The organism is Ramlibacter sp., from assembly GCF_036676645.1.
Taxonomy (GTDB): Bacteria; Pseudomonadota; Gammaproteobacteria; order Burkholderiales; family Burkholderiaceae_C; genus Ramlibacter.
In genome coordinates this window covers 14350-38452 of record NZ_JAKFCM010000107.1, presented here as the reverse complement: position 1 = coordinate 38452, position 24103 = coordinate 14350, and the positions used below count along the sequence as shown (strand labels likewise).

Annotated in this window: 32 protein-coding genes and 2 tRNA genes; 3 read left to right on the top strand and 31 right to left on the bottom strand. The window is 68.6% G+C overall.

Going from position 1 to position 24103, the window contains the following annotated elements:
• Positions 1-114: 114 nt before the first annotated feature.
• The gene (locus V6M57_RS16990; RefSeq protein ID WP_332816186.1) at positions 115-1032 is read right to left on the bottom strand and encodes a c-type cytochrome; all 918 of its coding nucleotides are present in this window, start codon (positions 1030-1032) and stop codon (positions 115-117) included.
• Positions 1033-1182: 150 nt separating this feature from the next.
• On the opposite strand from V6M57_RS16990, the gene V6M57_RS16985 reads away from it, so the two are divergent.
• Positions 1183-1258 (top strand) — tRNA-Arg (locus tag V6M57_RS16985).
• A 63-nt stretch (positions 1259-1321) separates the two neighbouring features.
• Here the strand turns inward: V6M57_RS16985 and V6M57_RS16980 are convergent.
• From V6M57_RS16980 to V6M57_RS16955, 6 genes are read right to left on the bottom strand one after another with little or no spacing between them, the layout of a single operon-like run.
• Positions 1322-1834: a DUF1269 domain-containing protein gene (locus V6M57_RS16980; protein WP_332816185.1), complete on the bottom strand. Its 513-nt coding sequence runs from the start codon at positions 1832-1834 to the stop codon at positions 1322-1324.
• Between the two features lie 9 nt (positions 1835-1843).
• Entirely contained in the window at positions 1844-2254 is a 411-nt protein-coding gene (locus V6M57_RS16975) for a cytochrome C oxidase subunit IV family protein (RefSeq protein ID WP_332816184.1), read from the bottom strand.
• 13 nt (positions 2255-2267) lie between these two features.
• Entirely contained in the window at positions 2268-2987 is a 720-nt protein-coding gene (locus V6M57_RS16970) for a heme-copper oxidase subunit III family protein (RefSeq protein WP_332816183.1), read from the bottom strand.
• A gap of 37 nt (positions 2988-3024) precedes the next feature.
• Positions 3025-3714 carry a cytochrome c oxidase subunit 3 gene (locus V6M57_RS16965; protein WP_332816182.1) on the bottom strand — a complete coding sequence of 230 codons (690 nt, stop codon included), beginning with the start codon at positions 3712-3714 and terminating at the stop codon, positions 3025-3027.
• A gap of 4 nt (positions 3715-3718) precedes the next feature.
• Positions 3719-5518: a cytochrome c oxidase subunit I gene (locus tag V6M57_RS16960; protein ID WP_332816181.1), complete on the bottom strand. Its 1800-nt coding sequence runs from the start codon at positions 5516-5518 to the stop codon at positions 3719-3721.
• A gap of 17 nt (positions 5519-5535) precedes the next feature.
• Positions 5536-6891 (bottom strand): c-type cytochrome, encoded by a 1356-nt coding sequence (locus tag V6M57_RS16955; protein ID WP_332816180.1) that lies wholly within the window; start codon positions 6889-6891, stop codon positions 5536-5538.
• A gap of 344 nt (positions 6892-7235) precedes the next feature.
• Between V6M57_RS16955 and V6M57_RS16950 the strand changes: the two genes are divergently transcribed.
• Positions 7236-7646 (top strand): hypothetical protein, encoded by a 411-nt coding sequence (locus V6M57_RS16950; protein WP_332816179.1) that lies wholly within the window; start codon positions 7236-7238, stop codon positions 7644-7646.
• 78 nt (positions 7647-7724) lie between these two features.
• Here V6M57_RS16950 and V6M57_RS16945 read toward each other — a convergent pair.
• From V6M57_RS16945 to V6M57_RS16850, 20 genes are all read right to left on the bottom strand, one after another.
• A tRNA-Met gene (locus V6M57_RS16945) sits at positions 7725-7801 on the bottom strand.
• A 45-nt stretch (positions 7802-7846) separates the two neighbouring features.
• Positions 7847-8239: a 50S ribosomal protein L17 gene (gene rplQ / locus V6M57_RS16940; RefSeq protein ID WP_332816178.1), complete on the bottom strand. Its 393-nt coding sequence runs from the start codon at positions 8237-8239 to the stop codon at positions 7847-7849.
• A 129-nt stretch (positions 8240-8368) separates the two neighbouring features.
• Positions 8369-9358 (bottom strand): DNA-directed RNA polymerase subunit alpha, encoded by a 990-nt coding sequence (locus V6M57_RS16935; RefSeq protein ID WP_271232786.1) that lies wholly within the window; start codon positions 9356-9358, stop codon positions 8369-8371.
• Between the two features lie 140 nt (positions 9359-9498).
• Positions 9499-10122 carry a 30S ribosomal protein S4 gene (rpsD, locus tag V6M57_RS16930; RefSeq protein WP_332816177.1) on the bottom strand — a complete coding sequence of 208 codons (624 nt, stop codon included), beginning with the start codon at positions 10120-10122 and terminating at the stop codon, positions 9499-9501.
• A gap of 125 nt (positions 10123-10247) precedes the next feature.
• Positions 10248-10652 (bottom strand): 30S ribosomal protein S11, encoded by a 405-nt coding sequence (gene rpsK / locus V6M57_RS16925; RefSeq protein WP_332816176.1) that lies wholly within the window; start codon positions 10650-10652, stop codon positions 10248-10250.
• A gap of 70 nt (positions 10653-10722) precedes the next feature.
• Entirely contained in the window at positions 10723-11088 is a 366-nt protein-coding gene (rpsM, locus tag V6M57_RS16920) for a 30S ribosomal protein S13 (RefSeq protein ID WP_332816175.1), read from the bottom strand.
• A 22-nt stretch (positions 11089-11110) separates the two neighbouring features.
• On the bottom strand, positions 11111-11224 hold the full coding sequence (gene rpmJ / locus V6M57_RS16915; protein ID WP_271232782.1) for a 50S ribosomal protein L36: 114 nt from the start codon (positions 11222-11224) through the stop codon (positions 11111-11113).
• A gap of 28 nt (positions 11225-11252) precedes the next feature.
• Entirely contained in the window at positions 11253-11471 is a 219-nt protein-coding gene (gene infA, locus V6M57_RS16910; protein ID WP_007869286.1) for a translation initiation factor IF-1, read from the bottom strand.
• 4 nt (positions 11472-11475) lie between these two features.
• Positions 11476-12795, bottom strand: coding sequence for a preprotein translocase subunit SecY (gene secY, locus V6M57_RS16905; RefSeq protein WP_332750220.1), 1320 nt, complete (start codon positions 12793-12795; stop codon positions 11476-11478).
• Positions 12796-12813: 18 nt separating this feature from the next.
• The gene (gene rplO / locus V6M57_RS16900) at positions 12814-13254 is read right to left on the bottom strand and encodes a 50S ribosomal protein L15 (protein ID WP_332816174.1); all 441 of its coding nucleotides are present in this window, start codon (positions 13252-13254) and stop codon (positions 12814-12816) included.
• A gap of 1 nt (position 13255) precedes the next feature.
• Positions 13256-13441 carry a 50S ribosomal protein L30 gene (gene rpmD, locus V6M57_RS16895; protein WP_332816173.1) on the bottom strand — a complete coding sequence of 62 codons (186 nt, stop codon included), beginning with the start codon at positions 13439-13441 and terminating at the stop codon, positions 13256-13258.
• 14 nt (positions 13442-13455) lie between these two features.
• A complete protein-coding gene (rpsE, locus tag V6M57_RS16890; RefSeq protein ID WP_332816172.1) occupies positions 13456-13977 on the bottom strand; it encodes a 30S ribosomal protein S5 in 522 nt (173 codons plus the stop codon).
• 19 nt (positions 13978-13996) lie between these two features.
• Positions 13997-14362 (bottom strand): 50S ribosomal protein L18, encoded by a 366-nt coding sequence (gene rplR, locus V6M57_RS16885; protein WP_332816171.1) that lies wholly within the window; start codon positions 14360-14362, stop codon positions 13997-13999.
• A gap of 10 nt (positions 14363-14372) precedes the next feature.
• Positions 14373-14906 (bottom strand): 50S ribosomal protein L6, encoded by a 534-nt coding sequence (gene rplF / locus V6M57_RS16880; RefSeq protein WP_332816170.1) that lies wholly within the window; start codon positions 14904-14906, stop codon positions 14373-14375.
• 16 nt (positions 14907-14922) lie between these two features.
• Entirely contained in the window at positions 14923-15318 is a 396-nt protein-coding gene (gene rpsH / locus V6M57_RS16875; protein WP_324916791.1) for a 30S ribosomal protein S8, read from the bottom strand.
• Positions 15319-15338: 20 nt separating this feature from the next.
• Positions 15339-15644: a 30S ribosomal protein S14 gene (rpsN, locus tag V6M57_RS16870; RefSeq protein ID WP_332816169.1), complete on the bottom strand. Its 306-nt coding sequence runs from the start codon at positions 15642-15644 to the stop codon at positions 15339-15341.
• 9 nt (positions 15645-15653) lie between these two features.
• Complete coding sequence (gene rplE / locus V6M57_RS16865) at positions 15654-16193, bottom strand: 50S ribosomal protein L5 (protein WP_332816168.1); 540 nt, start codon at positions 16191-16193, stop codon at positions 15654-15656.
• Positions 16194-16195: 2 nt separating this feature from the next.
• On the bottom strand, positions 16196-16513 hold the full coding sequence (gene rplX / locus V6M57_RS16860; RefSeq protein WP_332816167.1) for a 50S ribosomal protein L24: 318 nt from the start codon (positions 16511-16513) through the stop codon (positions 16196-16198).
• A 10-nt stretch (positions 16514-16523) separates the two neighbouring features.
• Positions 16524-16892 carry a 50S ribosomal protein L14 gene (gene rplN, locus V6M57_RS16855; RefSeq protein ID WP_271232770.1) on the bottom strand — a complete coding sequence of 123 codons (369 nt, stop codon included), beginning with the start codon at positions 16890-16892 and terminating at the stop codon, positions 16524-16526.
• Positions 16893-17105: 213 nt separating this feature from the next.
• Positions 17106-18680 carry a glycerol-3-phosphate dehydrogenase/oxidase gene (locus V6M57_RS16850; protein ID WP_332816166.1) on the bottom strand — a complete coding sequence of 525 codons (1575 nt, stop codon included), beginning with the start codon at positions 18678-18680 and terminating at the stop codon, positions 17106-17108.
• Between the two features lie 50 nt (positions 18681-18730).
• Between V6M57_RS16850 and proC the strand changes: the two genes are divergently transcribed.
• The gene (proC, locus tag V6M57_RS16845; protein ID WP_332816165.1) at positions 18731-19555 is read left to right on the top strand and encodes a pyrroline-5-carboxylate reductase; all 825 of its coding nucleotides are present in this window, start codon (positions 18731-18733) and stop codon (positions 19553-19555) included.
• A 7-nt stretch (positions 19556-19562) separates the two neighbouring features.
• Here the strand turns inward: proC and ubiA are convergent, their stop codons facing one another.
• The 4 genes from ubiA to recG all read right to left on the bottom strand — a co-directional run bounded on the left by ubiA (position 19563) and on the right by recG (position 24091).
• On the bottom strand, positions 19563-20438 hold the full coding sequence (ubiA, locus tag V6M57_RS16840) for a 4-hydroxybenzoate octaprenyltransferase (RefSeq protein ID WP_332816164.1): 876 nt from the start codon (positions 20436-20438) through the stop codon (positions 19563-19565).
• Positions 20439-20480: 42 nt separating this feature from the next.
• Positions 20481-20969, bottom strand: a complete 489-nt coding sequence (locus V6M57_RS16835; protein ID WP_332816163.1) for a Dps family protein — start codon at positions 20967-20969, stop codon at positions 20481-20483.
• Between the two features lie 80 nt (positions 20970-21049).
• Entirely contained in the window at positions 21050-22003 is a 954-nt protein-coding gene (locus V6M57_RS16830; RefSeq protein WP_332816162.1) for a hydrogen peroxide-inducible genes activator, read from the bottom strand.
• Positions 22004-22027: 24 nt separating this feature from the next.
• Positions 22028-24091 (bottom strand): ATP-dependent DNA helicase RecG, encoded by a 2064-nt coding sequence (gene recG / locus V6M57_RS16825; protein ID WP_332816161.1) that lies wholly within the window; start codon positions 24089-24091, stop codon positions 22028-22030.
• Between the last annotated feature and the right edge of the window lie 12 nt (positions 24092-24103).

Sequence of the window (24103 nt, the reverse complement as noted above, 5' to 3'; positions counted from 1 at the left end):
ACCGGAAGTAGCTCGTCCAGCCGCGCAGCAGCGGGTTCAGTTGCTCGATCCCTGCCGTGCGCACCAATGAAAAGAGCCGGCCCGCGGCCGGCTCCCTTCGCAGCGCCTTGGCGCCTACTTGACCGAGCTCACCATGTATTCGACGGCGGCCCGGAGATCGGCGTCCGAAGCGCTGCTGCCGCCGCGCGGCGGCATGGCGCCCTTGCCCTTGATCGCGGACTGCATCAGCGTGTCCATGCCCTGCGCCAGGCGCGGGGCCCAGGCCGCTTTGTCGCCCAGCTTGGGGGCGCCGGCCACGCCGGCCGCGTGGCAGACCACGCAGGCCTGCTTGTAGACGGCTTCGCCGTTGCCGGCCGCGGCCGCGGGTGCAGCGGCAGCAGGAGCCGCGGCCGCGGGCGCGGCCGCCGTCTGGGTGGTGGGAGCCGCAGCCGGAGCCGCTGCGGTGCTGGCCGCCGCGGGAGCCGCCGGTGCGCCGGCGTCGCCCGACTGCGCCTGCGCTTGCGGCGCCTGCGGTTCGGCAAACTTGGCGCCGGCGGCGTTGGCCATGTAGACCACCGCGCGCGCGATCTCCGTGTCGCTGGCGTCGCCACCGCCCTGCGGCGGCATGGCGCCCTTGCCCTTCAGGGCGGACTGGACCAGGGCATCGAAGCCGGTCTTGATGCGCGCGGTCCAGCCGGCGGCATCGGCAAACTTGGGCGCGCCCGCGACCCCCTGCGCATGACAGGCCGCGCACTGCGCCTTGTAGATCTCCTCGCCCGACTTGAGCGGGCGGTTGGCGTCGCGGATCTCCACGGTGCCGACCTTGCGCAGGCGCTCGGCGACGCCGCGCTCGAGATCCTGCTCCGTCAGGCCCCCCAGCGCGTACGACTCGGCCTGGGTGCTGCCGGACGGCTTGTCGTCGGAGGTGACATAGGCAACGAAACCCATGATGACGGCCACCGGCACGACGAAAGCCAGGATGGCGGCGACCAGCAGCTGCTTGGGCGTCTTGATCGGGCCTGTATGGGCTTCTTCGTGCATGCTGTCGCTCATGGCGTCCTCGGAATCTATGCGCACTGCGCGTGACAAACCAACTCTTGATTATAGCTGTGGCACTGTTGCGCTCCGGTGGTGCGCGGCATGCGCGCGCCGCGCGCGCAGGGGCTGCCGCGCGATCGGCGATAATGCGCGTCCTGCCCTGATGCGGCTGTAGCTCAGTGGATAGAGTATCGGCCTCCGAAGCCGAGGGTCGTGGGTTCGATCCCCGCCAGCCGCGCCATCCCAGCCTAGCGCTTTCCACCCCCCGTGATCGACTCGCGGGGCGCCGCGCAAGCCCCCACGCTCAGGAGAAGGAGGGCAGGTCCGGCTCGCCGCCCTCCAGCCGGGCCTCCGGATGAAGCGTCCGCAGACGCGCTTCGATCTCCCGGGCACGCCCGGCCGGCAGGTCGAGCACCAACAGGATCCGGCCCCGCGCGAGGGCCGCGGCGAAGCGCTTCAGGCGCCGATTGGGGGCGGAGATGCCGATCATGCTCGAGGTCCAGGCATCGAAGAGTGCGCCGGCCAGCACCAGGGCGGGGATCAGGCCCCATTGCGGCTCGCCGGCATCCGGAAAACTCATCGCCGCGAACGCACCCACCGTGCCGCCGAGCGCGGCGCCGATGACCAGGCCAGCCTCGGCCGAGCCGACGAGGTCGGACGTCTGCAACACGCTGGCCGCATGCAGCCCGGACAGGTCGATGTCCTCGCGCGCCACGAAATGCATCCGCCGCAATTCGACCCCGGCCTCCAGGAGGTCTTGCATGGCGGCCCTGGCGCTCGGCAGGTCGGGCAGCAGCCAGTAGGCGCGCCTGCGCATGGCCGCCTCCTACTGGTGCGGCGATGGCAGCGAAGTCGATGCCGGCTGCTCGCTCGCCGGCGCGAAGAAGGTGCCGCGCGAGAGGAAGGTGTAGTCGGCCTCCAGCGCCCCGATGCCCAGCAGCGTGATGAGCAGCAGGGGCGGCACCAGGATCGCGTAGACCAGCGCGAGCCGCTCCCACAGCATGTGCATGAAGACGGCCACGATCAGCCCGGCTTTCAACAGCATGAACAGCACGATCAGGGTCCAGCGCAGCAGCCCCTGCACTTCGAAATAGTCGACCATGTAGGACGCCGCGCTGAGCACGAACAGCAGGCCCCAGATCTTCAGGTAGATGCCCAGCGGATGCTGCTGCCCCTCGGCGTGCGGGACGGGGCGGCCCCCGCCGGTGCCGGGTGCCGGATGGTCTGCGTGGTCCATGGCTGTGCTCCCGCTACCAGAGATAGAAGAACGCGAAGATGAAGACCCACACCAGGTCCACGAAGTGCCAGTACAGGCCCATGATCTCCACGATCTCGTAGTTCCCGCGGCGCCCGGTCAGGAAGCCCGGGCGCTGCGCATCGAGGTCGCCGCGCCGCACCTTGAGGGCGACGACCAGCAGGAAGATCACCCCGATGGTCACGTGCGTGCCGTGGAAGCCGGTGATCATGAAGAACGCCGATCCGAACTGCGCCGCGCCCCAGGGGTTGGCCCAGGGACGCACGCCCTCTGCGATCAGCTTGGACCACTCGAAGGCCTGCATGCCCACGAAGGTTGCACCGAGGGCCGCGGTGGCCAGCAGCAGCATGAAGGTCCGCCGGCGGTCACGCCGGTAGCCGTAGTTCACCGCCAGCGCCATCGTGCCACTGCTGCTGATCAGGACGAAGGTCATGATCGCGATCAGCAGCAGCGGGACGCTGCGGCCGAATATCGTCAGCGCAAAGACTTCGCTGGGACTGGGCCACGCAACGGTGGTCGACATGCGCACCGTCATGTACGAGATCAGGAAGCTGCCGAAGATGAAGGTGTCGCTGAGCAGGAAGATCCACATCATCGGCTTGCCCCAGGGCACGCCCTTGAAGGCGCGCTGGTCCGAGGACACGTCCGCGACGACGCTGCGCCAGTGGCTGCTCCCCGGCGGGCTGGCCGCCGACCCTGCTGGAATCGAGCTCATGGTCTTGCACTCCCGAAAGCTGTCCTGCGGCCGCCGGTCACAGCGGGCTGGCCGAACAGATCGCGAGGCCGAGGTCCTCGGACACGATCAGCGCATAGAGCACCAGCCAGACGGCGAGCAGGTAATGCCAGTAGGTGGCGCACAGCTCCACGCCCAGGCGGGCCGCGGCCGGCTCCGGCGCGCGCCAGGCCCGCGACACCGCGCGCCACCAGGCCACCAGCCCGCCCAGCACATGCAGGCCGTGTACCGCGGTGAACAGGTAGAAGAAGGCGGCGGCGGCGCTGCTGGCAATGAAGTAGTCGGCGCCGTTGAGCTGCTTCCAGACCACCAGTTGTCCGGCCAGGAAGCCGGCCGTCAGCACGCCGCCGGCCACCAGGCCCTGGCGCAGCGCATCGCCATCGCCGCGGCGCGCGGCGCGCACCGACCCCTGCATCGCCAGGCTGGCGCCGACCAGCATCGCGGTGTTGAGCACGAGCAGCCTGGGCCGCGGGATCGGACTCCAGTCGGCGAAGCCCAGGCGCATGGCGTAGGCGCTGATGAACAGGACGAACAACGAGCTCGCGACGCCGAGGAAGACCCACAGGCCGGTCCTGGTCGCGGGCCGGGCCGGTGCCGGCGCCGGCACCGCGACTTGCGCCTGCCAGGGCTGCACGTGGATCGTCTGCCGGAACAGCCAGCCCACGACCAGGGCCATCAGCAGCGTGAGGAAGACCAGTCCGATGGTCATGGCGCTACGCTCCTGCGGGCCGCTCGGCCCGGGCCCAGGCTTCGGCCGGCACCTCCGCCGGGGGCACGTTCTGCGGGATGTAGTCGGCCCCGACCCCGGGGACGCTGTAGTCGTAGGCCCAGCGATACACGACCGGCAGTTCCTTGCCGAAATTGCCGTGCCGCGGCGGCGTCTGCGGCGTCTGCCACTCCAGCGTGGTGGCGCCCCAGGGATTGCCGCCGGAGGGCTTGCCGCGGAAGTAGCTGGCCGCCAGGTTGTAGAGGAACACGATCTGCACGGCGCCCACCACGAAGGCCGCGATCGAGATCCAGGCGTTGAGCAGGTGCGCCGAGTCGGGGATGAAGCTCGTGCCGCCGATCGCGTAGTAGCGGCGGGGCACGCCCATGAAGCCCAGGTAGTGCATGGGATAGAAGATCGCGTAGGTGCCCACGAAGGTGACCCAGAAGTGCAGCTTGCCGAGCGTGTCGTCCAGCATCCGCCCGGTGACCTTGGGGTACCAGTGGTAGATGGCCCCGAACACCACCAGCACCGGGGCGATGCCCATCACCATGTGGAAGTGCGCGACCACGAACATGGTGTCGGACAGCGGCATGTCGACCACCACGTTGCCCAGGAACAGGCCGGTCAGCCCGCCATTGACGAAGGTGAAGATGAACGCGATGGCGAACAGCATCGGCACCGTCAGCCGGATGTTGCCGCGCCACAGGGTCAGCACCCAGTTGTAGACCTTGATCGCCGTGGGCACCGCGATCACCAGGGTGGTGGTGGCGAAGAAGAAGCCGAAGTACGGATTCATGCCGCTCACGTACATGTGGTGCGCCCACACGACGAAGCTCAGGCCGCCGATGACCAGGATGGCCCAGACCATCATCCGGTAGCCGAAGATGTTCTTGCGCGCGTGCGTGCTGATCAGGTCCGAGACGATGCCGAACGCGGGCAGCGCCACGATGTAGACCTCCGGGTGGCCGAAGAACCAGAACAGGTGCTGGAACAGCAGCGGGTTGCCGCCCGAGTAGGCCAGCTGCTGCCCCTTGGCCACCATGGCCGGCATGAAGAAGCTGGTGCCCAGGGTCTGGTCCAGCAGCATCATGATGGTGCTGACGAACAGCGCGGGGAAGGCCAGCAGCGCCAGGATGGTGGCCATGAAGATGCCCCACACGGTCAGCGGCATGCGCATCAGCGTCATGCCGCGCGTGCGGGCCTGCAGCACGGTCACCACGTAGTTCAGCCCACCCATGGTGAAGCCGATGACGAACACCATCAGCGAGACCAGCATGAGGATGATGCCGCCCTGCGACCCCGGCGTGCCGTCCAGGATCGCCTGCGGCGGATACAGCGTCCAGCCGGCCCCGGTCGGTCCGCCGGGCACGAACATGCTGACGACCAGCAGGACCACGGCCAGCAGGTAGAACCAGTAGCTGAGCATGTTGGCGTAGGGGAACACCATGTCGCGTGCCCCGACCATCAGCGGGATCAGGTAGTTGCCGAAGCCGCCAAGGAACAGCGCCGTCAGCAGGTAGATCACCATGATCATCCCGTGCATGCTCACGAGCTGCAGGTAGAGCGCCGGGTCGATGAAGGCGAACCGGCCCGGGAAGCCGAGCTGCAGCCGCATCAGCCAGGAGAACACCAGCGCCACCAGCCCGATGCCGATCGCGGTGATCGCGTACTGGATGGCGATCACCTTCGCATCCTGGCTCCAGATGTAGCGGCCGATGAAGGTCTTCGGGTGGTACAGCTCGACCTCGCCGGTCTCCGCCGGCGGCGCGAAGGCGGTCTCGTCGTGGGCAACGTGGGAGCTCATGCGCAACCCTCCGGACGTCAGCGGCGCGAGTTGATGTAGGCCAGCGTGTCGCCGATCGCGGCGTCATCGCCCAGCATCCCGGCGACCAGCCCCATCTGGGCTCCGTGGATGTCCTGCGGATGGCCGCCGCGCACGCCATCCCTGAAGTGCTGCAGCTGCCGGGCCAGGTACCAGTCGCTCATGCCCTGCAGCCGGGGCGCGTGGGTGGCCGCGATCCCTCGGCCATCGGCGCCGTGGCAGGCCGCGCAGGTGGCGTAGTAGCGGCGGCCCTTCTCCACGTCGCCCTTCATCGTGGGGGCCGCCGGCGTGTCGGGCAGCGAAGCGATGTAGGCGGCGACATCCGCCAGTGCCTTCTCGTCCGGCAGCGTGGCGGCCATCGGCGCCATCATCTTGCCGAAGGTGTCCTTTTCGTGCGCGCCGCGGGCGCCGGCCCGGAACAGATGCAACTGCCGCTCCAGGTACCACGCGGGCTGGCCTCCCAGCCGCGGCGCGTTCAGGGCCATGTTGCCTTCGGCCCCGGCCCCGTGGCAGGCCGCGCAAGTCGCGTAGAGGGCCTTGCCGGCCGCCGCATCGCCGGGTGCCCGCTCCGCCGCCTGCGCGAACGTGGGTTGCCGGTTCAGCCAGGCGTCGTAGGCGGCGGGCTCGTCCACCACGACGCGGCCGCGCATGGCGAAGTGCCCGATGCCGCAGAGCTCCTCGCACAGCAGGTCGAACGAGCCGGTGCGCGTGGGCGTGAACCAGGCGTACGTGACCTGCCCGGGGACCATGTCCATCTTGATGCGCAGCTCGGCCACGCCGAAGTTGTGCAGCACGTCCTTGGATCGGAGCACCAGCTTGACGGGCTGCCCGAGCGGCACGTGCAGGTCCGGACTGGCCGCCAGGACGTCGTCGCGGCCGTTGGGATCGGCCGGGTTGAGGCCGAACGGGTTGGCCTCCGTCACCAGGCGCGCATGGACGGTGCCGAGCTTGCCGTCCTTGCCGGGAAGCCGGTAGCTCCAGTTCCATTGCTGGGCCATGACCTCCACGATCCGTGCCTCCCGGGGCACGTCGATCACCTCGGCCCAGACCAGCAGGCCGGGCGCCAGCATGGCGGCCACGCCGCCGGCGGTGATGACCAGCAGCCACCACTCGAGCTTCTTGTTTTCAGGCTGGTAGTCGGCGCGGCTGGCCTGGCGATGCCGGTACCGGACCACCGCCAAGGCCATGAACACGTTGACCGCGACGAAGACGATGCCGGTCACCCAGAAGGTGATGCCGATCGTGGTGTCGATGGCGCCCCAGTTCGACGCGATCGGCGTGAAGTACCAGGGACTCAGGAAATGGAAGAGCACCGAGCCCAGTGCCAGCACGACCAGTGCGATTGCGATGGCCATGGCTAGCCCGGCAGCGGCCGTCGTGCCGTACGCGAATCCGCAAGACGCAAATGCAGGGGCCTGTGCACGGAAGCCTCCCTCGCACGCGATGGCGCACCACGAAAGTTGTACCTCCGGCGGCGCAGCCATGCAAGCCAACCGGAGCGCACCGGGCGCCGGCTGCGTCCCTCGGTGAAGCCAGGCCGGTCCAACCGATCCGTGGCGCCGGCAATGACGAGGCAGTCGGCCCAATGACGAGGCAGCTTCCCTGCGCGGCGCGGCAAACAATGGGTTTCATTTTTCTGCCGCCGCTCCAGCAGCCTTTGTCTTTAATACTTAGGTTGCTTCTGTCGAAGGAGTGTCAGGTGAAACACTTCAGCCTCTCTTCGGGCATGACCACCATGCGCGGCATCTTCTATCCCAAGGGCCACATGGTGATGATGTTTCCCACCGAGAAAGACGCGCTGCTTGCGGCGAAACTGCTGCGCGAGGACGGGGTGTCGGAGGACGACCTGTCGCTGGCGTCACCCGAGGAATTCGAACACCAGATCGAGGGCCTGTGCCTGGCGAACCACGACCTGCTGCTGCCCTCGGTGGGAACCGAATCGGATACGGCGATTCACTTCCGCGATCTCGCCCACGCCGGCCACTACGCGCTGATCGTGCATGCCAGTGCCAAGCTCACGTCGGACCACGTGGTGGAGTTGCTGAAGGACACGCACTGCTCCTACGGGCAGCGGTACCGCTTCCTCGTCATCGAAGACCTGGTCTGCTGATGCGACAGGCCAGGGGCCGGCCCCGGAAAAGCGAAACCCGCCGGGCGTCTGGCGACGCGACCGGCGGGTCTGCGGGATTGGTTGCGCGGGCAAGATTTGAACTTGCGACCTTTGGGTTATGAGCCCAACGAGCTACCAGGCTGCTCCACCGCGCGTCGAATCATGAATTATATGCGATTGCGGCCTGCTTGCCGCAGTGATCAGCCTTCGGCGGGCTCGCTGCCCTCGGCCGGCTCGGGCCGGTCGACCAGCTCGACCAGCGCCATGGGCGCGTTGTCGCCGACGCGGAAGCCCATCTTCAGGATGCGCGTGTAGCCGCCCGGGCGCGCCTGGTAGCGCGGGCCCAGTTCGCCGAACAGCTTGGCGACGCTTTCGCGGTCGCGCAGGCGGTCGAAGGCCAGTCGCTTGTTGGCAAGCGAGTCCTGCTTGCCCAGCGTGATCATCGGCTCGACGACGCGGCGCAGTTCCTTCGCCTTGGGCAGCGTGGTCTTGATCACCTCGTGCTCGATCAGCGAATTCATCATGTTGCGCAGCATCGCGAGGCGGTGCTCGCTGGTGCGGTTGAGTTTGCGAAGGCCGTGGCCGTGGCGCATGGTGATTTCCTTTCCTTATCAACAGCCTGGGCCGGATCAGGTACCCAGGGTTTCACCTTCCGAAGGACAAGGCTGCGCAGCAGCCTTTTTTCCTGTTTGCGAAGCGTTCGCGAAGCGTTCGACGGAGCGTTACCGCTTGTCCAGTCCGGCAGGCGGCCAGGACTCGAGCTTCATGCCGAGCGTGAGGCCGCGCGAGGCCAGAACTTCCTTGATTTCGTTGAGCGACTTGCGGCCCAGGTTGGGGGTCTTGAGCAGCTCGTTCTCGGTGCGCTGGATCAGGTCGCCGATGTAGTAGATGTTCTCGGCCTTGAGGCAGTTGGCCGAGCGCACGGTGAGCTCCAGTTCGTCGACGGGGCGCAGCAGGATCGGGTCGAACTGCTGGCTGCTGCGCTGGACCGGCTGGTCGAAGGCGGCCAGCTCGCTGCCTTCCAGCTGGGCGAACACCGCCAGCTGCTCGACCAGGATCTTGGCCGAGGCGCGCACCGCGTCTTCCGCCGTGATGGCGCCGTTGGTCTCGATCTCCACCACCAGCTTGTCCAGGTCGGTGCGCTGCTCGACGCGAGCGCTCTCGACCGTGTAGCTGACGCGCTTGACCGGCGAGAAGGAGGCGTCCAGCACGATGCGGCCGATCGACTTGGTCGGCTCGTCGGCATAGCGGCGCATGGTGCCCGGCACGTAGCCGCGGCCCTTCTCGACCTTGATCTGCATGTCGATCTTGCCGCCCTGCGACAGGTGCGCGATCACGTGCTCGGGATTGATGATCTCGACGTCGTGCGGGGTCTGGATGTCGGCCGCGGTGACGACGCCTTCGCCGTCCTTGCGCAGCGACAGGGTGACCTCGTCGCGGTTGTGCAGCTTGAACACCACGCCCTTGAGGTTCAGCAGGATGCTGACCACGTCTTCCTGGACGCCGTCGATCGACGAGTACTCGTGAAGCACGCCGGCGATGGTGACTTCGGTTGCCGCATACCCGACCATCGAGGAGAGCAGCACGCGGCGCAGGGCGTTGCCCAGCGTGTGGCCGTAGCCGCGCTCGAACGGCTCCAGCGTCACCTTGGCCCGGTTGGTGCCAAGCTGTTCCACGTTGATGGCTTTGGGTTTCAGCAGGTTGGTTTGCATGCAGGACTTCCTCTCAATACCCCCGGCTCGTTACACCGGTAAGGCTGACGAAGTGCCCATACGCGATGCCTCGGTACGGGTACGGAAACTTCAAGTACGAGGCTGCGCGGCAGCCCCGTTTTCTGTCGTGTGTACCCGCGTCAACGCGAGTACAGCTCGACGATCAGCGATTCGTTGATGTCGGCGCCGAACTCGTCGCGGTCGGGCACCTTCTTGAACGTGCCCTCGGCCTTGTCGGCGTTCACTTCCAGCCAGGCCGGGATGCCGACCTGCTGGGCCAGCTGCAGGGCCTCGACCACCCGGTTCTGCTTCTTCGACTTCTCGCGCACGGCGACCACGTCGCCGGTCTTGACCATGTACGACGGGATGTTGACCGGCTGGCCGTTGACGGTGATGGCCTTGTGGCTCACCAGCTGGCGGGCCTCGGCCCGGGTCGAGCCGAAGCCCATGCGGTACACCACGTTGTCCAGGCGCGACTCCAGCAGCGACAGCAGGTTGGCGCCGGAGTTGCCCTTGCGGCGGGCAGCCTCCTCGAAGTAGCGGCGGAACTGCTTTTCCAGCACGCCGTACATGCGCTTGACCTTCTGCTTCTCGCGCAGCTGCAGGCCGAAGTCGGAGGTGCGCTGGCCCGAGGTGCGGCCGTGCTGGCCGGGCTTGGAATCGAACTTGGCCTTGTCGCTGATCGAGCGGCGGGCGCTCTTGAGGAACAGGTCGGTGCCTTCGCGGCGGGAGAGTTTGGCCTTGGGGCCGAGGTAACGTGCCACTTGTCTTTCCTTGGTTCATCTGCCGCGGCCATCTGCCGCGGGAGCCGTCAGAGGGAACCGACGGCGGTGGGCTTCAAATAATCAGAAGGACACGGCGTGCTTCGGCACGCCATGTCTCCAGTTGATCAAATCCTGCGGCGCTTTTGCGGCCGGCAGCCGTTGTGCGGCACCGGCGTCACATCGGAGATGGACGTGATGCGGATGCCCAATGCGCCCAGCGCGCGCACGGACGACTCGCGGCCCGGGCCAGGGCCCTTGATCTCGACTTCCAGGTTCTTGATGCCCTGTTCGATCGCGGCGCGGCCGGCCACCTCGGAGGCGACCTGGGCGGCGAACGGCGTGGACTTGCGCGAACCCTTGAATCCCTGGCCGCCGGAGGAGGCCCAGGAGAGTGCGTTGCCCTGGCGGTCGGTGATCGTGATGATCGTGTTGTTGAAGGACGCGTGCACGTGCGCGATGCCGTCCGACACGTTCTTGCGGACCTTCTTGCGCACGCGCTGTGCGGCGTTGCTGGCGGGAGCCTTGGCCATGTCTTAACTCTCTTCCTTGATGTGAGGGGTCCGGGCAACGCGCTACGCGCTTGGGTCAGACCCCTGGCACTTATTTCTTCAGGGCCTGGGCGGCCTTGCGCGGGCCCTTGCGGGTGCGCGCGTTGGTGCGGGTGCGCTGGCCGCGCAACGGCAGACCGCGGCGGTGGCGGAAGCCCCGGTAGCAGCCGATGTCCATCAGGCGCTTGATGTTCATCGTGGTCTCGCGGCGCAGGTCGCCCTCGATCGTGAACTGGCCGATGGCCTCGCGGACCTTCTCGAGCTCGGCGTCGGACAGGTCCTTGACCTTCTTCGAGTAGGCGATGCCGCAGGCCTCGCAGATCTGGCGGGCGCGCGTGCGGCCGATGCCGTAGATGGCCGTCAGCCCGATCTCGGCGTGCTGGTGCGGCGGGATGTTGATGCCGGCGATACGTGCCATGTTCTGTCCTCTGGATGCCTGGTTAGCCCTGGCGCTGCTTGTGGCGCGGATCGGTGCAGATCACGCGGACCACGCCCTTGCGGCGGATGATCTTGCAGTTGCGGCAGATCTTCTTGATGGAAGCCGAAACTCTCATTGCTCTCTCCTAAATCTCTCGGTCCGCCCTACTTGGCGCGAAAAACAATCCTGGCCCGCGACAAGTCGTAGGGCGTCAATTCAACGGTGACCTTGTCACCCGGCAGGATGCGGATGTAGTGCATCCTCATCTTTCCCGAGATGTGACCGAGCACCACGTGCCCGTTTTCCAGCTTCACCCGGAAGGTGGCATTCGGGAGGTTTTCCACCACCTCCCCCTGCATCTGGATCACATCGTCCTTGGACATCCTTTCAGCCGCCGAGTGATGTCTTGAAGTTGGCCTTCTTCAACAGCGACTCGTACTGCTGGCTCATCAGGTAGTTCTGCACCTGGGCCATGAAGTCCATGGTGACGACCACGATGATCAGCAGCGAGGTCCCGCCGAAATAGAACGGCACGTTGTATTTCAGGATCAGGAACTCGGGCAGCAGGCAGACGATGGTGATGTACACCGCGCCGGCCAGCGTCAGCCGCAGCAGGATCTTGTCGATGTAGCGGGCGGTCTGGTCGCCCGGCCGGATGCCCGGGACGAAGGCTCCGCTCTTCTTCAGGTTGTCGGCGGTCTCGCGGCTGTTGAACACCAGGGCCGTGTAGAAGAAGCAGAAGAAGATGATCGCGCCGGCATACAGCATCACGTAGATCGGCTGGCCGGGCGACAGGGTCGCGGCCACGTCCCTCAGCCAGCGCATCGAGTCGCCGGTGGAGAACCAGCCCACCACCGTGGCCGGCAGCAGGATGATCGAGGAGGCGAAGATCGGCGGGATCACGCCCGACATGTTCAGCTTCAGCGGCAGGTGCGACGACTGGCCGCCGTAGACCTTGTTGCCCACCTGCCGGCGCGCGTAGTTCACCAGGATCTTGCGCTGCCCGCGCTCGATGAACACCACGATGTAGGTGACCACCACCACCAGCGCGACGATCAGGATCGCGATCAGGATGCTCATGGCGCCGGTGCGCACCAGTTCGAGCAGGCCACCGATGGCGCTGGGCAGGCCGGCCGCGATGCTGGCGAAGATCAGGATCGAGATGCCGTTGCCCAGCCCGCGCTCGGTGATCTGCTCGCCCAGCCACATCAGGAACATCGAGCCGGCCGTCAGGCTGACCACCGCGGTCATGCGGAAGCCGAAGCCCGGATCGATCACCAGGCCCGGGGAGCCCTCCAGCGCGACGGCGATGCCCAGCGACTGGAACAGGCACAGGCCCAGGGTGCCGTAGCGCGTGTATTGCGTGATCTTGCGGCGGCCCGCTTCGCCTTCCTTCTTCAGCTGCTCGAACTGCGGCATCACGTAGGTGAACAGCTGCATGATGATCGAGGCCGAGATGTACGGCATGATGCCCAGCGCGAACACCGTGAACCGGGACAGCGCGCCGCCCGAGAACATGTTGAACAGGCTCAGGATGCCGCCCTGCTGGCCCTTGAACAGGGCCTGCAGCTGGCCGGGGTCGATGCCGGGCACGGGGATGTACGACCCCACCCGGTAGACCACCAGCGCGAGCAGCAGGAAGACCAGCCGGCGACGCAGGTCGCCGAACTTGCCGGTCTTCGCCAGTTGGGCTGCGTTAGTGGCCACGCACCGATTCCTTCGTCGTCATTCGGCCGCGGCCACGCTGCCGCCGGCCGCCTCGATGGCAGCCTTGGCGCCCGCGGTGGCGGCGACCCCGGTCAGCTTGACCGCGCGCTTGATCTCGCCGGACTTGATGACCTTGACGTTCCTGATCAGCTCGCCGACCAGGCCGGCCTGCTTGAGTGCCAGCAGGTCGACCTCGGCCGCGCCCAGGCGCTCCAGCGCCGCCAGCGACACCTCGGCGTTGAACTTGCCGGTCTGCGACCGGAAGCCGCGCTTGGGCAGGCGGCGCTGCAGCGGCATCTGGCCGCCCTCGAAGCCGACCTTGTGGTAGCCGCCGGCGCGGGACTTCTGTCCCTTGTGGCCGCGGCCCGCGGTCTTGCCCAGGCCGGAGCCGATGCCACGGCCGACGCGGCGGCGCGGCTTGCGCGCGCCCGGGGCCGACTTGAGACTGTTCAGTTCCATGTCAGATCACCTTTACCAGGTAGCTGATCTTGTCGATCATGCCGCGCACGGCGGGCGTGTCCTGCAGCTCGGAAACCGAGTTGAGCTTGCGCAGGCCCAGCCCGCGCACCGTGGCGCGGTGCGATTCCTTGGTGCCGATGGGGCTGCGCACCAGCTGCACCTTGATCGTGTTTTGTTGGGTGGCCATCTCGTTTACCTCGCTCAGGCGGCGAACAGGTCCTCGACCGACTTGCCGCGCTTGGCCGCCACTTCCGAAGGCGTGGTGGAGTTCTTCAGCGCGTCGAGCGTGGCACGGACCATGTTGTAGGGGTTGGTCGAACCGTGGCTCTTGGCCACGATGTCGGTGATGCCCATCACCTCGAACACGGCGCGCATCGGGCCGCCGGCGATGATGCCGGTACCCTTGGGGGCCGGCGCCATCATCACGTGCGCCGCGCCATGGTGGCCGACCACGTTGTGGTGCAGCGTGCCGCTCTTGAGCGACACCTTGGTCATGTTGCGGCGGGCCTCTTCCATCGCCTTCTGCACGGCCGCGGGCACTTCCTTGGACTTGCCCTTGCCCATGCCGACGCGGCCGTCGCCGTCGCCCACCACGGTGAGCGCGGCGAAACCCAGGATCCGGCCGCCCTTGACCACCTTGGTGACGCGGTTGACCGCGATCATCTTCTCGCGCAGGCCGTCTTCCGGACCGTCACCTTGCGTCTTCGCTTGAATTCTTGCCATGTTCTGTGATCCGTGTCCGTTAGAACTGCAGGCCCGCTTCGCGGGCGGCATCGGCCAGCGCCTTGACCCGGCCGTGGTAGGCGAAGCCCGCGCGATCGAACGCCACCTGCTCCACCCCGGCGGCCTTGGCCCGCTCGGCGATCAGCTTGCCGACGCGCTCGGCGGCGGCGGTGTTGCCGCCCTTGCCGGCAGCCCCCAGCTCCTTGCGCAGGTCGGCCTGGGCGGTGGAGGCGGACGCCAGCACCTTGCTGCCGTCGCCGGAGATCACGGCGGCGTAGATGTGCAGGTTGGTGCGGTTCACCGTCAGCCGCGCAACGCCCTGGGTGGCGATGCGGATGCGGGTCTGGCGGGCCCGGCGAAGACGCTGTTCTTTCTTGGTCAACATCATCCGCTCCTTACTTCTTCTTGGTTTCCTTGATCACGACCTTCTCGTCCGCGTAGCGGATGCCCTTGCCCTTGTAGGGCTCGGGCGGACGGATGGCACGGATCTCGGCGGCCACCTGGCCGACACGCTGGCGGTCGGCGCCCTTGACCACGATCTCGGTCGGGCCGGGCGTCTGCACCGTGATGCCCGCCGGCATGTCCTTGTTGACGGCGTGCGAGAAGCCCACCGACAGGTTCAGGCGGGGGCCCTGGGCGGTGGCCTTGAAGCCCACGCCGACCAGCGACAGCTTCTTCTCGAAGCCCTTGGTCACGCCCACCACCATGTTGTTGACCAGCTGGCGCATGGTGCCGCTCATGGCGTTGGCCTCGCGCGTCTCGTCGACCGGGACGAAGGTCAGCTTGCCGCCTTCGTTGCTCACCTTGACCAGCGCGTTGGTGGCGAGCGACAGCTGGCCGCCGGCGCCCTTGACGCTGATCTGGTCTTCCTTGATCTGCACGTCCACGCCCTGCGGGACGGCGACCGGCATCTTGCCTACTCGGGACATCTGTCTTTCCCTCCCGTTACGCCACGTAGCACAGCACTTCGCCACCGACGCCGGTGGCGCGCGCCTTGCGGTCGGTCATCACGCCCTTGGGCGTGGTGACGATCGCCACGCCCAGGCCGTTCATGACCTGCGGGATGGCGTCGCGGCCCTTGTAGACGCGCAGGCCGGGGCGGCTGACGCGCTCGATGCGCTCGATCACCGGACGGCCGGCGTAGTACTTCAGCGCGATCTCGAGCTGGCTCTTGTTGCCGTCCTTGGTCACCTCGAAGCCGTCGATGTAGCCCTCGTCCTTGAGGACCTGGGCGATCGCGACCTTGAGGTTGGAGGCAGGCACGCTCACCGACGGCTTGGCCACCATCTGCGCATTGCGGATGCGGGTCAGCAGGTCGGCGATGGGATCACTCATGCTCATGTCTTGTCACTCCTCGCCGCTTACCAGCTGGCCTTGATCACGCCCGGGATGTCGCCGGTGAAGGCCATCTCGCGGATCTTGTTGCGGGCCAGGCCGAACTGGCGGAAGGTGCCGCGCGGGCGGCCGGTGATCTCGCAGCGGTTGCGCTGGCGCGTGGGGTTCGCGTTGCGCGGCAGCTTCTGCAGCGCCAGCCGGGCGGCGGCGCGCTCCTCGTCGCTGCGCTTGGCGTCGCCGGCGATCGCCTTCAGTTCGGCATGCTTCTTGGCGTACTGGGCGACCATCTTGTCGCGCTTGAGTTCGCGTTGGATCAATGCTGTCTTGGCCATGCTGCGCCTTCAGTTCTTGAACGGGAAACGGAAGCCCGCGAGCAGCGCCTTGCACTCGTCGTCGGTCTTGGCCGTGGTCGTGATGCTGATGTTCAGGCCGCGCAGGGCATCGACCTTGTCGTACTCGATCTCGGGGAAGATGATCTGTTCCTTGACCCCGATGTTGTAGTTGCCGCGGCCGTCGAAGGCGCGGCCGGAGATGCCGCGGAAGTCGCGCACGCGCGGCAGCGCCACGGTGACGAAGCGGTCCAGGAACTCGTACATCTTCACGCCGCGCAGGGTCACCATGCAGCCGATGGCCTGGCCCTCGCGGATCTTGAAGCCGGCGATGGCCTTCTTGGCCTTGGTCACGACCGGCTTCTGGCCGGCGATCTTGGTCAGGTCGCCGACGGCGTTGTCCATCACCTTCTTGTCGGCCACCGCCTCGCTCACGCCCATGTTCAGCGTGATCTTGGTCAGGCGCGGCACCTCCATCGGCGACTTGTAGCCGAACTTCTCGGTCAGCTCGGGGACCACCTTCTCGCGGTAATGCTGTTGCAGTCGTGCCATGGTCATGCCACCTTGATTTCTTCGCCGCTGGACTTGAACACGCGCACGCGCCTGTCGCCCTCGACCTTGATGCCGACCCGGTCGGCCTTGCCGGTGGCGGGGTTCCAGATCGCCACGTTGGACTGGTGGATCGGCATGGCCTTCTCGACGATGCCGCCGGTGGTGCCGGCCATCGGGTTGGGCTTGGTGTGCTTCTTCACCAGGTTGATGCCCTCGACCACCACGCGCTCGTCGTCCTTGCGCAGGACGACCTTGCCGCGCTTGCCCTTGTCGCGTCCGGCCAGGACGATGACCTCGTCGCCTTTGCGGATCTTGTTCATTGCGTTCCCCTTACAGGACCTCGGGGGCCAGCGACACGATCTTCATGAACTTCTCGGTGCGCAGCTCGCGCGTCACCGGGCCGAAGATGCGGGTGCCGATCGGCTCCAGCTTGTTGTTGAGCAGCACGGCGGCGTTGCCGTCGAACTTGATCAGCGAGCCGTCGCCGCGGCGGATGCCCTTGGCCGTGCGCACCACGACGGCGCTGTAGACCTCGCCCTTCTTGACGCGGCCGCGCGGCGCAGCTTCCTTGACGCTGACTTTGATGATGTCGCCCACGCTGGCGTAGCGACGCTTGGAGCCACCGAGCACCTTGATGCACAGGACGGACTTCGCGCCCGTGTTGTCGGCGACTTCGAGCCGGGATTCAGTCTGGATCATTTGTATGTTTCCCAACTTGTCCCCGATGCGGCGACGGAACCGGTGGTCCCTGCGTGCGCTGCCGCCGCGATCAGGTCAGTCTTGGGCCTGTCGTCCCCGAGGCGGCTTGCGCCGCCCGGATCCGCTGTAGGCTGAAAGCTCGCCCAAAAATAGGCGAGCCCGCGATTATGCCTTATCCGCTGGCGCTGTCAAATGCCTACCCGCCGGCCACCCTCAGGCCGGTTGGCGCTCGGGCAGGTAGCTGGCCGCCAGGCCATCGAAGGCGGCCTGCTGCGGGTCGATGCCGGTCTCCTCGCGCAGCAGCCGGGCCACCGCCGGCGCCAGCCGGGCGGCCAGCGCCGCGTCCAGGAACAGCAGGCGCGAGCGGCGCGCCAGCACGTCTTCCACGGTCCGGGCGTACTCGTGGCGGGCGGCAAAGCGCACCATGGCCTCGGTCAGGCCGCCGCCCAGCTCGGTGGCGGCGCCCGGCAGCGCCTGCACCGCGGCGGCCTCGGATCCATACAGGTGCAGCCCCGGCGGCTCGCACAGGGCCACCGGCGCGCGCCCGCCCAGCTCACCCCCGATCAAGATCAAGTTGGTGGTCACTCCGCCCGGACGCCGCGACAGCAGGTTCGCCTTGAAGCAGCGCTCGAGCACGTCTTCAGCCATGGCGCGGTAGGTCGTCCACTTGCCGCCGGTGACGCTGACCAGCCCGGAGGCGCCGACCAGCACGGTGTGCTCCCGGCTCAAGGCCTTGGTCGGGCCGCCGTCGCCCTCCTGCGGCTTGACCAGCGGGCGCAGGCCGACCCAGATGCTGCGCACGTCGCCCAGCCGGGGCGCCCGGGCCAGGTAGCGGCCCGCCTCGCCCAGGATGAACTCCAGCTCCTGCGGGAACGGCCGCGGCTCGCGCGCCAGGTCGTTGCGCGGGGTATCGGTGGTGCCCAGGATCACCTTGCCCAGCCAGGGCACGCCGAACAGCACCCGGCCGTCGGCCGTCTTGGGCACCATCAGCGCGTGGGTGCCGGGCAGGAAGGAGCGGTCCACCACCACGTGCACGCCCTGGCTGGGCGCCACGATGGGCCGCACCGGCCGCCCCAGCGCCTGGCCCTCCTGCTCGCGCAGGCGGTCCACCCAGACGCCGGTGGCGTTGATCACGCAGCGGGCGTGCACCTCGAAACTGCGGCCGCTTTCGCGGTCCTGGGCGTGCAGGCCGCTGGCGCGCCCGCCCTCGTGCCGGACCTGCGTGGCCGCGCAGTAGTTCACCAGCAGCGCGCCGCGCGCGGCCGCCGTGCGCGCCAGCGCCAGCGCCAGCCGCGCATCGTCGAACTGGCCGTCCCAGTATTCGACCCCGCCCTTGAGCCCCCAGGCACGGGCGTTGGGCAGCGCCTGCAGCGTGCCGGCGCGGCTGAGCAAGCGGGTCGGCGCCAGGCCGGCCTTGCCGGCCAGGGCGTCGTACAGCTTGAGGCCGGCGCCATAGAAGGGCGTCTCCCACAACCGGTACGACGGCATGACGAAGGGCAGCGGCTGGGCCAGGTGCGGCGCGTTGCGCAGCAGCACGCTGCGCTCGTGCAGCGCCTCGCGAACCAGCGGCACATTGCCCTGGGCCAGGTAGCGCACGCCGCCGTGCACCAGCTTGGTGGCCCGCGAGGAGGTGCCGCCGCCGAAGTCGTGCGACTCCAGCAGCACCACCGAGAAGCCGCGCGCCGCCGCATCCAGCGCGACCCCCAGCCCGGTGGCTCCTCCTCCGACGACGGCCAGGTCCCAGGTCGTCGGACTGGCCAGGCGGGCCAGCAGTTGCTCTCGATCCATCGGGCGCGATTGTCTCGCAGCGCGGCCATGCCCCGCTTAGACTTGCCGGCATGGCACTCCAGGACACCCGCATCGCCTTCATCGGGGGCGGCAACATGGCCACCGCCATCATCGGCGGCCTGCTCCGGCAGGGGCTGCCCGCAGCCCACGTGCAGGTCGTCGAGCCCTGGAGCGAAGCGCGCGCGCGGCTGGCGCGCGACCTGGGGGTGAAGTCCGACGCGGCCGCCGGCCCTGCCCTGGGCCGCGCCCAACTGGTGGTCTGGGCCGTCAAGCCGCAGGCCTTCCGGGAGGCCGCGCAGCCGGTGGCCGCGCACGCTGCCGCGGCCTTGCACCTGAGCGTGGCCGCCGGCATCCGCTCCGACAGCATCGCCCGCTGGCTGGCCAGCGAGCGTGTGGTGCGCTGCATGCCCAACACGCCGGCGCTGGTCGGCCGCGGCATGACGGCCCTGTTCGCGCGCCCGGGCGTCGCCGACCCCGACCGCGCGCTGGCCGAGCAGGTGCTGGCGCCCACCGGCGCCACGCTGTGGGTCGACCAGGAGGCGCAGCTGGATGCCGTCACGGCGCTCTCCGGCTCCGGGCCCGCCTACGTCTTCTATTTCATCGAAGCGATGGCGAAGGCCGGGGAAGAGATGGGGCTGCCGCCGGCCAAGGCGCTGCAGCTGGCGATCGGCACCTTCACCGGTGCGGCGGAGCTGGCGCGCACGGCCGGCGACCCGCCGCAGGTGCTGCGCGAGCGGGTCACGTCCAAGGGCGGCACCACCTACGCGGCGCTCACGTCCATGGAGCAGGCGGGGGTCGCCCGGCACTTCGTCGCAGCGATGCACGCGGCCTGCCGGCGCGCCGCCGAGCTCGGCGACGAATTCGGCCGCGACTGAAGCCGCGCTACTTCAGCGCGTAGCCGGCGGCAATGCCGGCAAACACCGCGAAGCCCACCCAGTGGTTCAGGCGGAAGGCCTTGAAGCAGCCCTCGCGCGTGCGCTCCCGGATCAGTCGCCAGTGCCAGAGGGCCTGCGCCGCCGCGGCGGCAATCCCCAGCAGGAACGGCCAGCCGAGCGCGCGCGGGGCCAGCGCCAGCAGCCAGATCGCCAGGAAGGCGCCATAGCAGGCCATCACCACCGCCACGTCGGCGCGGCCGAGCGTGATGGCCGACGTCTTGATGCCGATGCGCAGGTCGTCGTCGCGGTCCACCATGGCGTACTCGGTGTCGTAGGCCAGCACCCAGAACAGGTTGCCCAGCAGCAGCACCCAGGCCAGCAGCGGCACGCGCGACTGCACCGCCGCGAACGCCATCGGGATGCCGAAGCTGAAGGCCACCCCCAGCACCGCCTGCGGCATCGACACGAGCCGCTTGGCGTAGGGGTAGAGCAGCGCGATCGCCAGCGCCGCGAACGACCACGCGATGGCGGCGGCATTGGTGGTCAGCACCAGCGCGAACGCCGCCAGCGCCAGTGCGGCGCCCAGCGCCAGCGCCTCCTTCACGCCGATGCGCCCGGCCGTGACCGGCCGCTGCGCGGTGCGCTTGACGTGGCGGTCGAACTCGCGGTCGGCCACGTCGTTGACGCAGCAGCCGGCGCTGCGCATCAGGACGGTGCCGAGCGTGAACACCGCCAGCAGGTGCCAGCCGGGGAAGCCGTGCGCCGCCACCCACAGCGCGCTCAGCGTGGGCCACAGCAGCAGCAGCCAGCCGGCCGGCCGGTCCCAGCGGATCAGGTCGAGGTAGAGGCGCAGCTTGCGCGGTGGCTGGACAGGCAGGCTCACCGCGCGATGTTACGGCGTGCCGCCCGCGCCCCCGCCGGCGGGCTATTCGCCCTCGAGCAGGCTGCGCAGCATCCAGGCGGTCTTCTCGTGGAAGTCCAGCCGCTGGGTCAGCAGGTCCAGCGTCGGTTCGTCGCCCGCCTTGTCGGCCGTGGGCACCAGCCCGCGGGCGGTGCGCGCCACCGCCTCGTGGCCCTTCACGAGGATGCGCACCATCTCCAGGGCCTTGGGCGGCTCGGCTGGGGCGTCGGGCACCGATGCCAGCTTGCCGAACGCGGCATAGGAACCCGGCGCGAAATGCCCCAGGGCACGGATGCGCTCGGCGACGATGTCGAGTGCACCCCACAGGTCGGTGTACTGCTGCATGAACATGTCGTGCAGCGTGTTGAACATCGGGCCGGTCACGTTCCAGTGGAAGTTGTGCGTGGTGAGGTACAGCGTGTAGCTGTCGGCCAGCAGGCGGCTCAGTCCATCGGCGATCGAGGCGCGGTCGGCTTCGTTGATCCCGATGTTGATGGGTGCAGGACTGCTCATCCGTTGACTCCTTGCGTGTGGTGATCCCACTTTACGGGATCGCGGCGTCCCGTGGACGCCGCGGGCGCCCACTGCGCAGCTCACGACAGGCGTTTGACGCCCGGCAGTTCGCAGGCGTAGATCGCGTTGCGCAGCGCGGCGATCGCCTCGTAGCGGGTGAAGCTGCGCCGCCAGGCCAGCACCACGCGCCGGCTGGGCGGCTCGCCCTCGAACGGGATGTAGCGCACGAAGGCCTGGTCGTCCTTGCGCCGCCGCGGCCTGGGGTCCAGCGCCTCGGCCGGCACCGACAGGCGCGGCACCAGCGTCACGCCCATGCCGGCCGCCACCATGTGCTTGATGGTCTCCAGCGAGGAGCCCTCGAAGCTCTTGCGGATGCCTTCGGCGTCGCTGGAAAAGCGCGCGAACTCCGGGCAGACCTCCAGCACGTGGTCGCGGAAGCAGTGGCCGGTGCCCAGCAGCAGCATGGTCTCGCTCTTGAGCTCCTGGGCATTGACCGCCTTGCGCTGCACCAGCGGGTGGCTGGCCGGCACGGCGGCCAGGAACGGCTCGTCGTACAGGGGCGCCAGCGCCAGCCCGGTGTCCGGGAAGGGCTCGGCCATGATGGCGCAGTCGATCTCGCCGGTGCGCAGCATCTCCAGCAGCTTGACCGTGAAGTTCTCCTGCAGCATCAGCGGCATCTGCGGCGTGCGGTCGATGGCCTGGCGCACCAGCGAGGGCAGCAGGTAGGGCGCGATGGTGTAGATCACACCCAGCTTGAGCGGGCCCGCCAGCGGATCCTTGCCGCGCTTGGCGATCTCCTTGATCGCGGCGGCCTGCTCCAGCACGCTCTGCGCCTGGCGCACGATGTCCTCGCCCAGCGGGGTGACGCTGACCTCGTTGGCGCTGCGCTCGAAGATCTTGACCTCCAGTTCGTCCTCCAGCTTCTTCACGGCCACCGACAGGGTCGGCTGCGAGACGAAGCAGGCTTCGGCGGCCTTGCCGAAGTGCTTCTCCCGGGCCACGGCGACAATGTACTTGAGCTCGGTGAGGGTCATTCGGTCGGTCTTGGGGTGCCGGGGTCAGGCCTTGAGGTACTCGGATTTTCCCCCCAACCAGCGCTCGGCGTGCCGCTGCGCGTGCTCGGGAAAGCGATCCAGCATCTGCGGCGCCAGCCGGCGCGCCGCCTGCAGCAAGCCGGTGTCGGTGGCGAGATCGGCGAACCGCAGCAGCGGCGCGCCGGACTGGCGCGCACCCAGGAACTCGCCCGGGCCGCGGATCTCCAGGTCGCGCCGCGCGATCTCGAAGCCGTCGCCGGTTTCCGCCATGGCCTTGAGCCGGTCCCGCGCGGTCTCGCCCAGCCGACCGTTCTCGCCGGGGGCATACAGCAGCACGCAGGCCGACGCCGCCGCGCCGCGGCCGACCCGCCCGCGCAACTGGTGCAACTGCGACAGCCCGAAGCGCTCGGCATGCTCGATCACCATCAGGGAGGCATTGGGCACGTCGACCCCGACCTCGATCACCGTGGTGGACACCAGCACGCCCATCTGCCCGCCGGCGAACAGCGCCATCACCGCCTTCTTCTCGCCGGCCGGCATGCGCGAATGCAGCAGGCCGACCTGCACGCCGGGCAGCGCGGCGGCCAGTTCCTGGTGGGTCTCGGTGGCGTTGCGCAGGTCGAGCGCCTCGCTCTCCTCGATCAGCGGGCAGACCCAGTAGGCCTGCCGGCCCTGCGCGAGCTGCGCGCGGATGCGCTCGATGACCTCGTCGCGCCGGCTGTCGGCCACCACCTTGGTGACGACCGGCGTGCGCCCCGGCGGCAGCTCGTCGATGGTGGAGACGTCCAGGTCCGCGTAGTAGCTCATCGCCAGCGTGCGCGGGATGGGCGTGGCGGACATCATCAGCAGGTGGGGTTCGAGGGCGCCGGACACTTTCCCCCGCAGCGCCAGCCGCTGCTCCACGCCGAACCGGTGCTGCTCGTCGATGATCGCCAGTCCCAGGCGGCGGAACTGCACCTGCTCCTGGATCACCGCGTGCGTGCCGACGACCAGCGCCGCATCGCCGCTCGCCAACGCCTCCAGCATCGCGCCACGCTCCTTCCTGCGTTGCCCGCCGGTCAGCCAGGCCACGCTGCGCCCCAGCGGCGCGAGCAGCGGCTCCAGCCAGCCGACCAGCTTGCGGAAGTGCTGCTCCGCCAGGATCTCGGTGGGCGCCATCAGCGCGCACTGCCAGCCCGCGTCGATGGCAATCGCCGCCGCCAGTGCCGCCACCACCGTCTTGCCCGAGCCCACGTCGCCCTGCAGCAGGCGGTGCATGGGCACCGGCCGCCCGATGTCGCTCGCAATCTCCTCGCCGACCCGGCGCTGCGCCGTCGTCAACGCGAACGGCAGCGCCGCCAGCAGCTGCTCGTGCAGCCCGTTCCTGCCGGTGCGAAGCACCGGCGCGCGCAACCGGCCGCGTTCGCGCTTGCTTTCCAGCTGCGACAACTGCTGGGCCAGCAGCTCCTCCGCCTTCAGGCGCTGCCAGGCCGGATGGCTGTGGTCCTCCAGCGTGGCGAGGGCGGTATCCGGCCCCGGATGGTGCAGGAATTCCAGCGCCTCGCGCAGCGTCCACGCGGGCGCCAGCCCGAGTTGCGATGCCAGCTCCGCCGGGATCGTCTCGCAAAGGTCGGCGCGCGCCAGCCCCGCCAGCACCGCCTTGCGCAGGTAGGCCTGCGGCAGCGCCGCGACCGACGGATAGACCGGCGTGAGCGCCTGCGGCAGCGTGCCGCCGGCGGGCTTGCACACCGGGTGCACCATCTGGCGGCCGTACAGGCTGGCCTTGAGTTCGCCGCGGGCGAGGATCCGGTTGCCCGCCGCCAGCGCCTTCTGCTGCGAGGGGTAGAAGGAAAAGAAGCGCAGCACGCAGGTGCCGGTGCCGTCGTCGAGGGTCGCCACCAGCTGCCGGCGCGGCTTGTAGGCGATGTGGCTGTCGGTGACCGTGCCCTCGACCTGCACCGTGTCGCCGTCGCGCGCATCGCGCAGCTTCACGATGCGCGTCTCGTCCTCGTAGCGGTAAGGCAGGTGCAGGGCGAGGTCGATGTCGCGCGCCAATCCCAGCTTGAGCAGGGCTTTCTGCGGCGCGGACAGGGCCTGGGCAGCGGGCATGGGACAATTCTG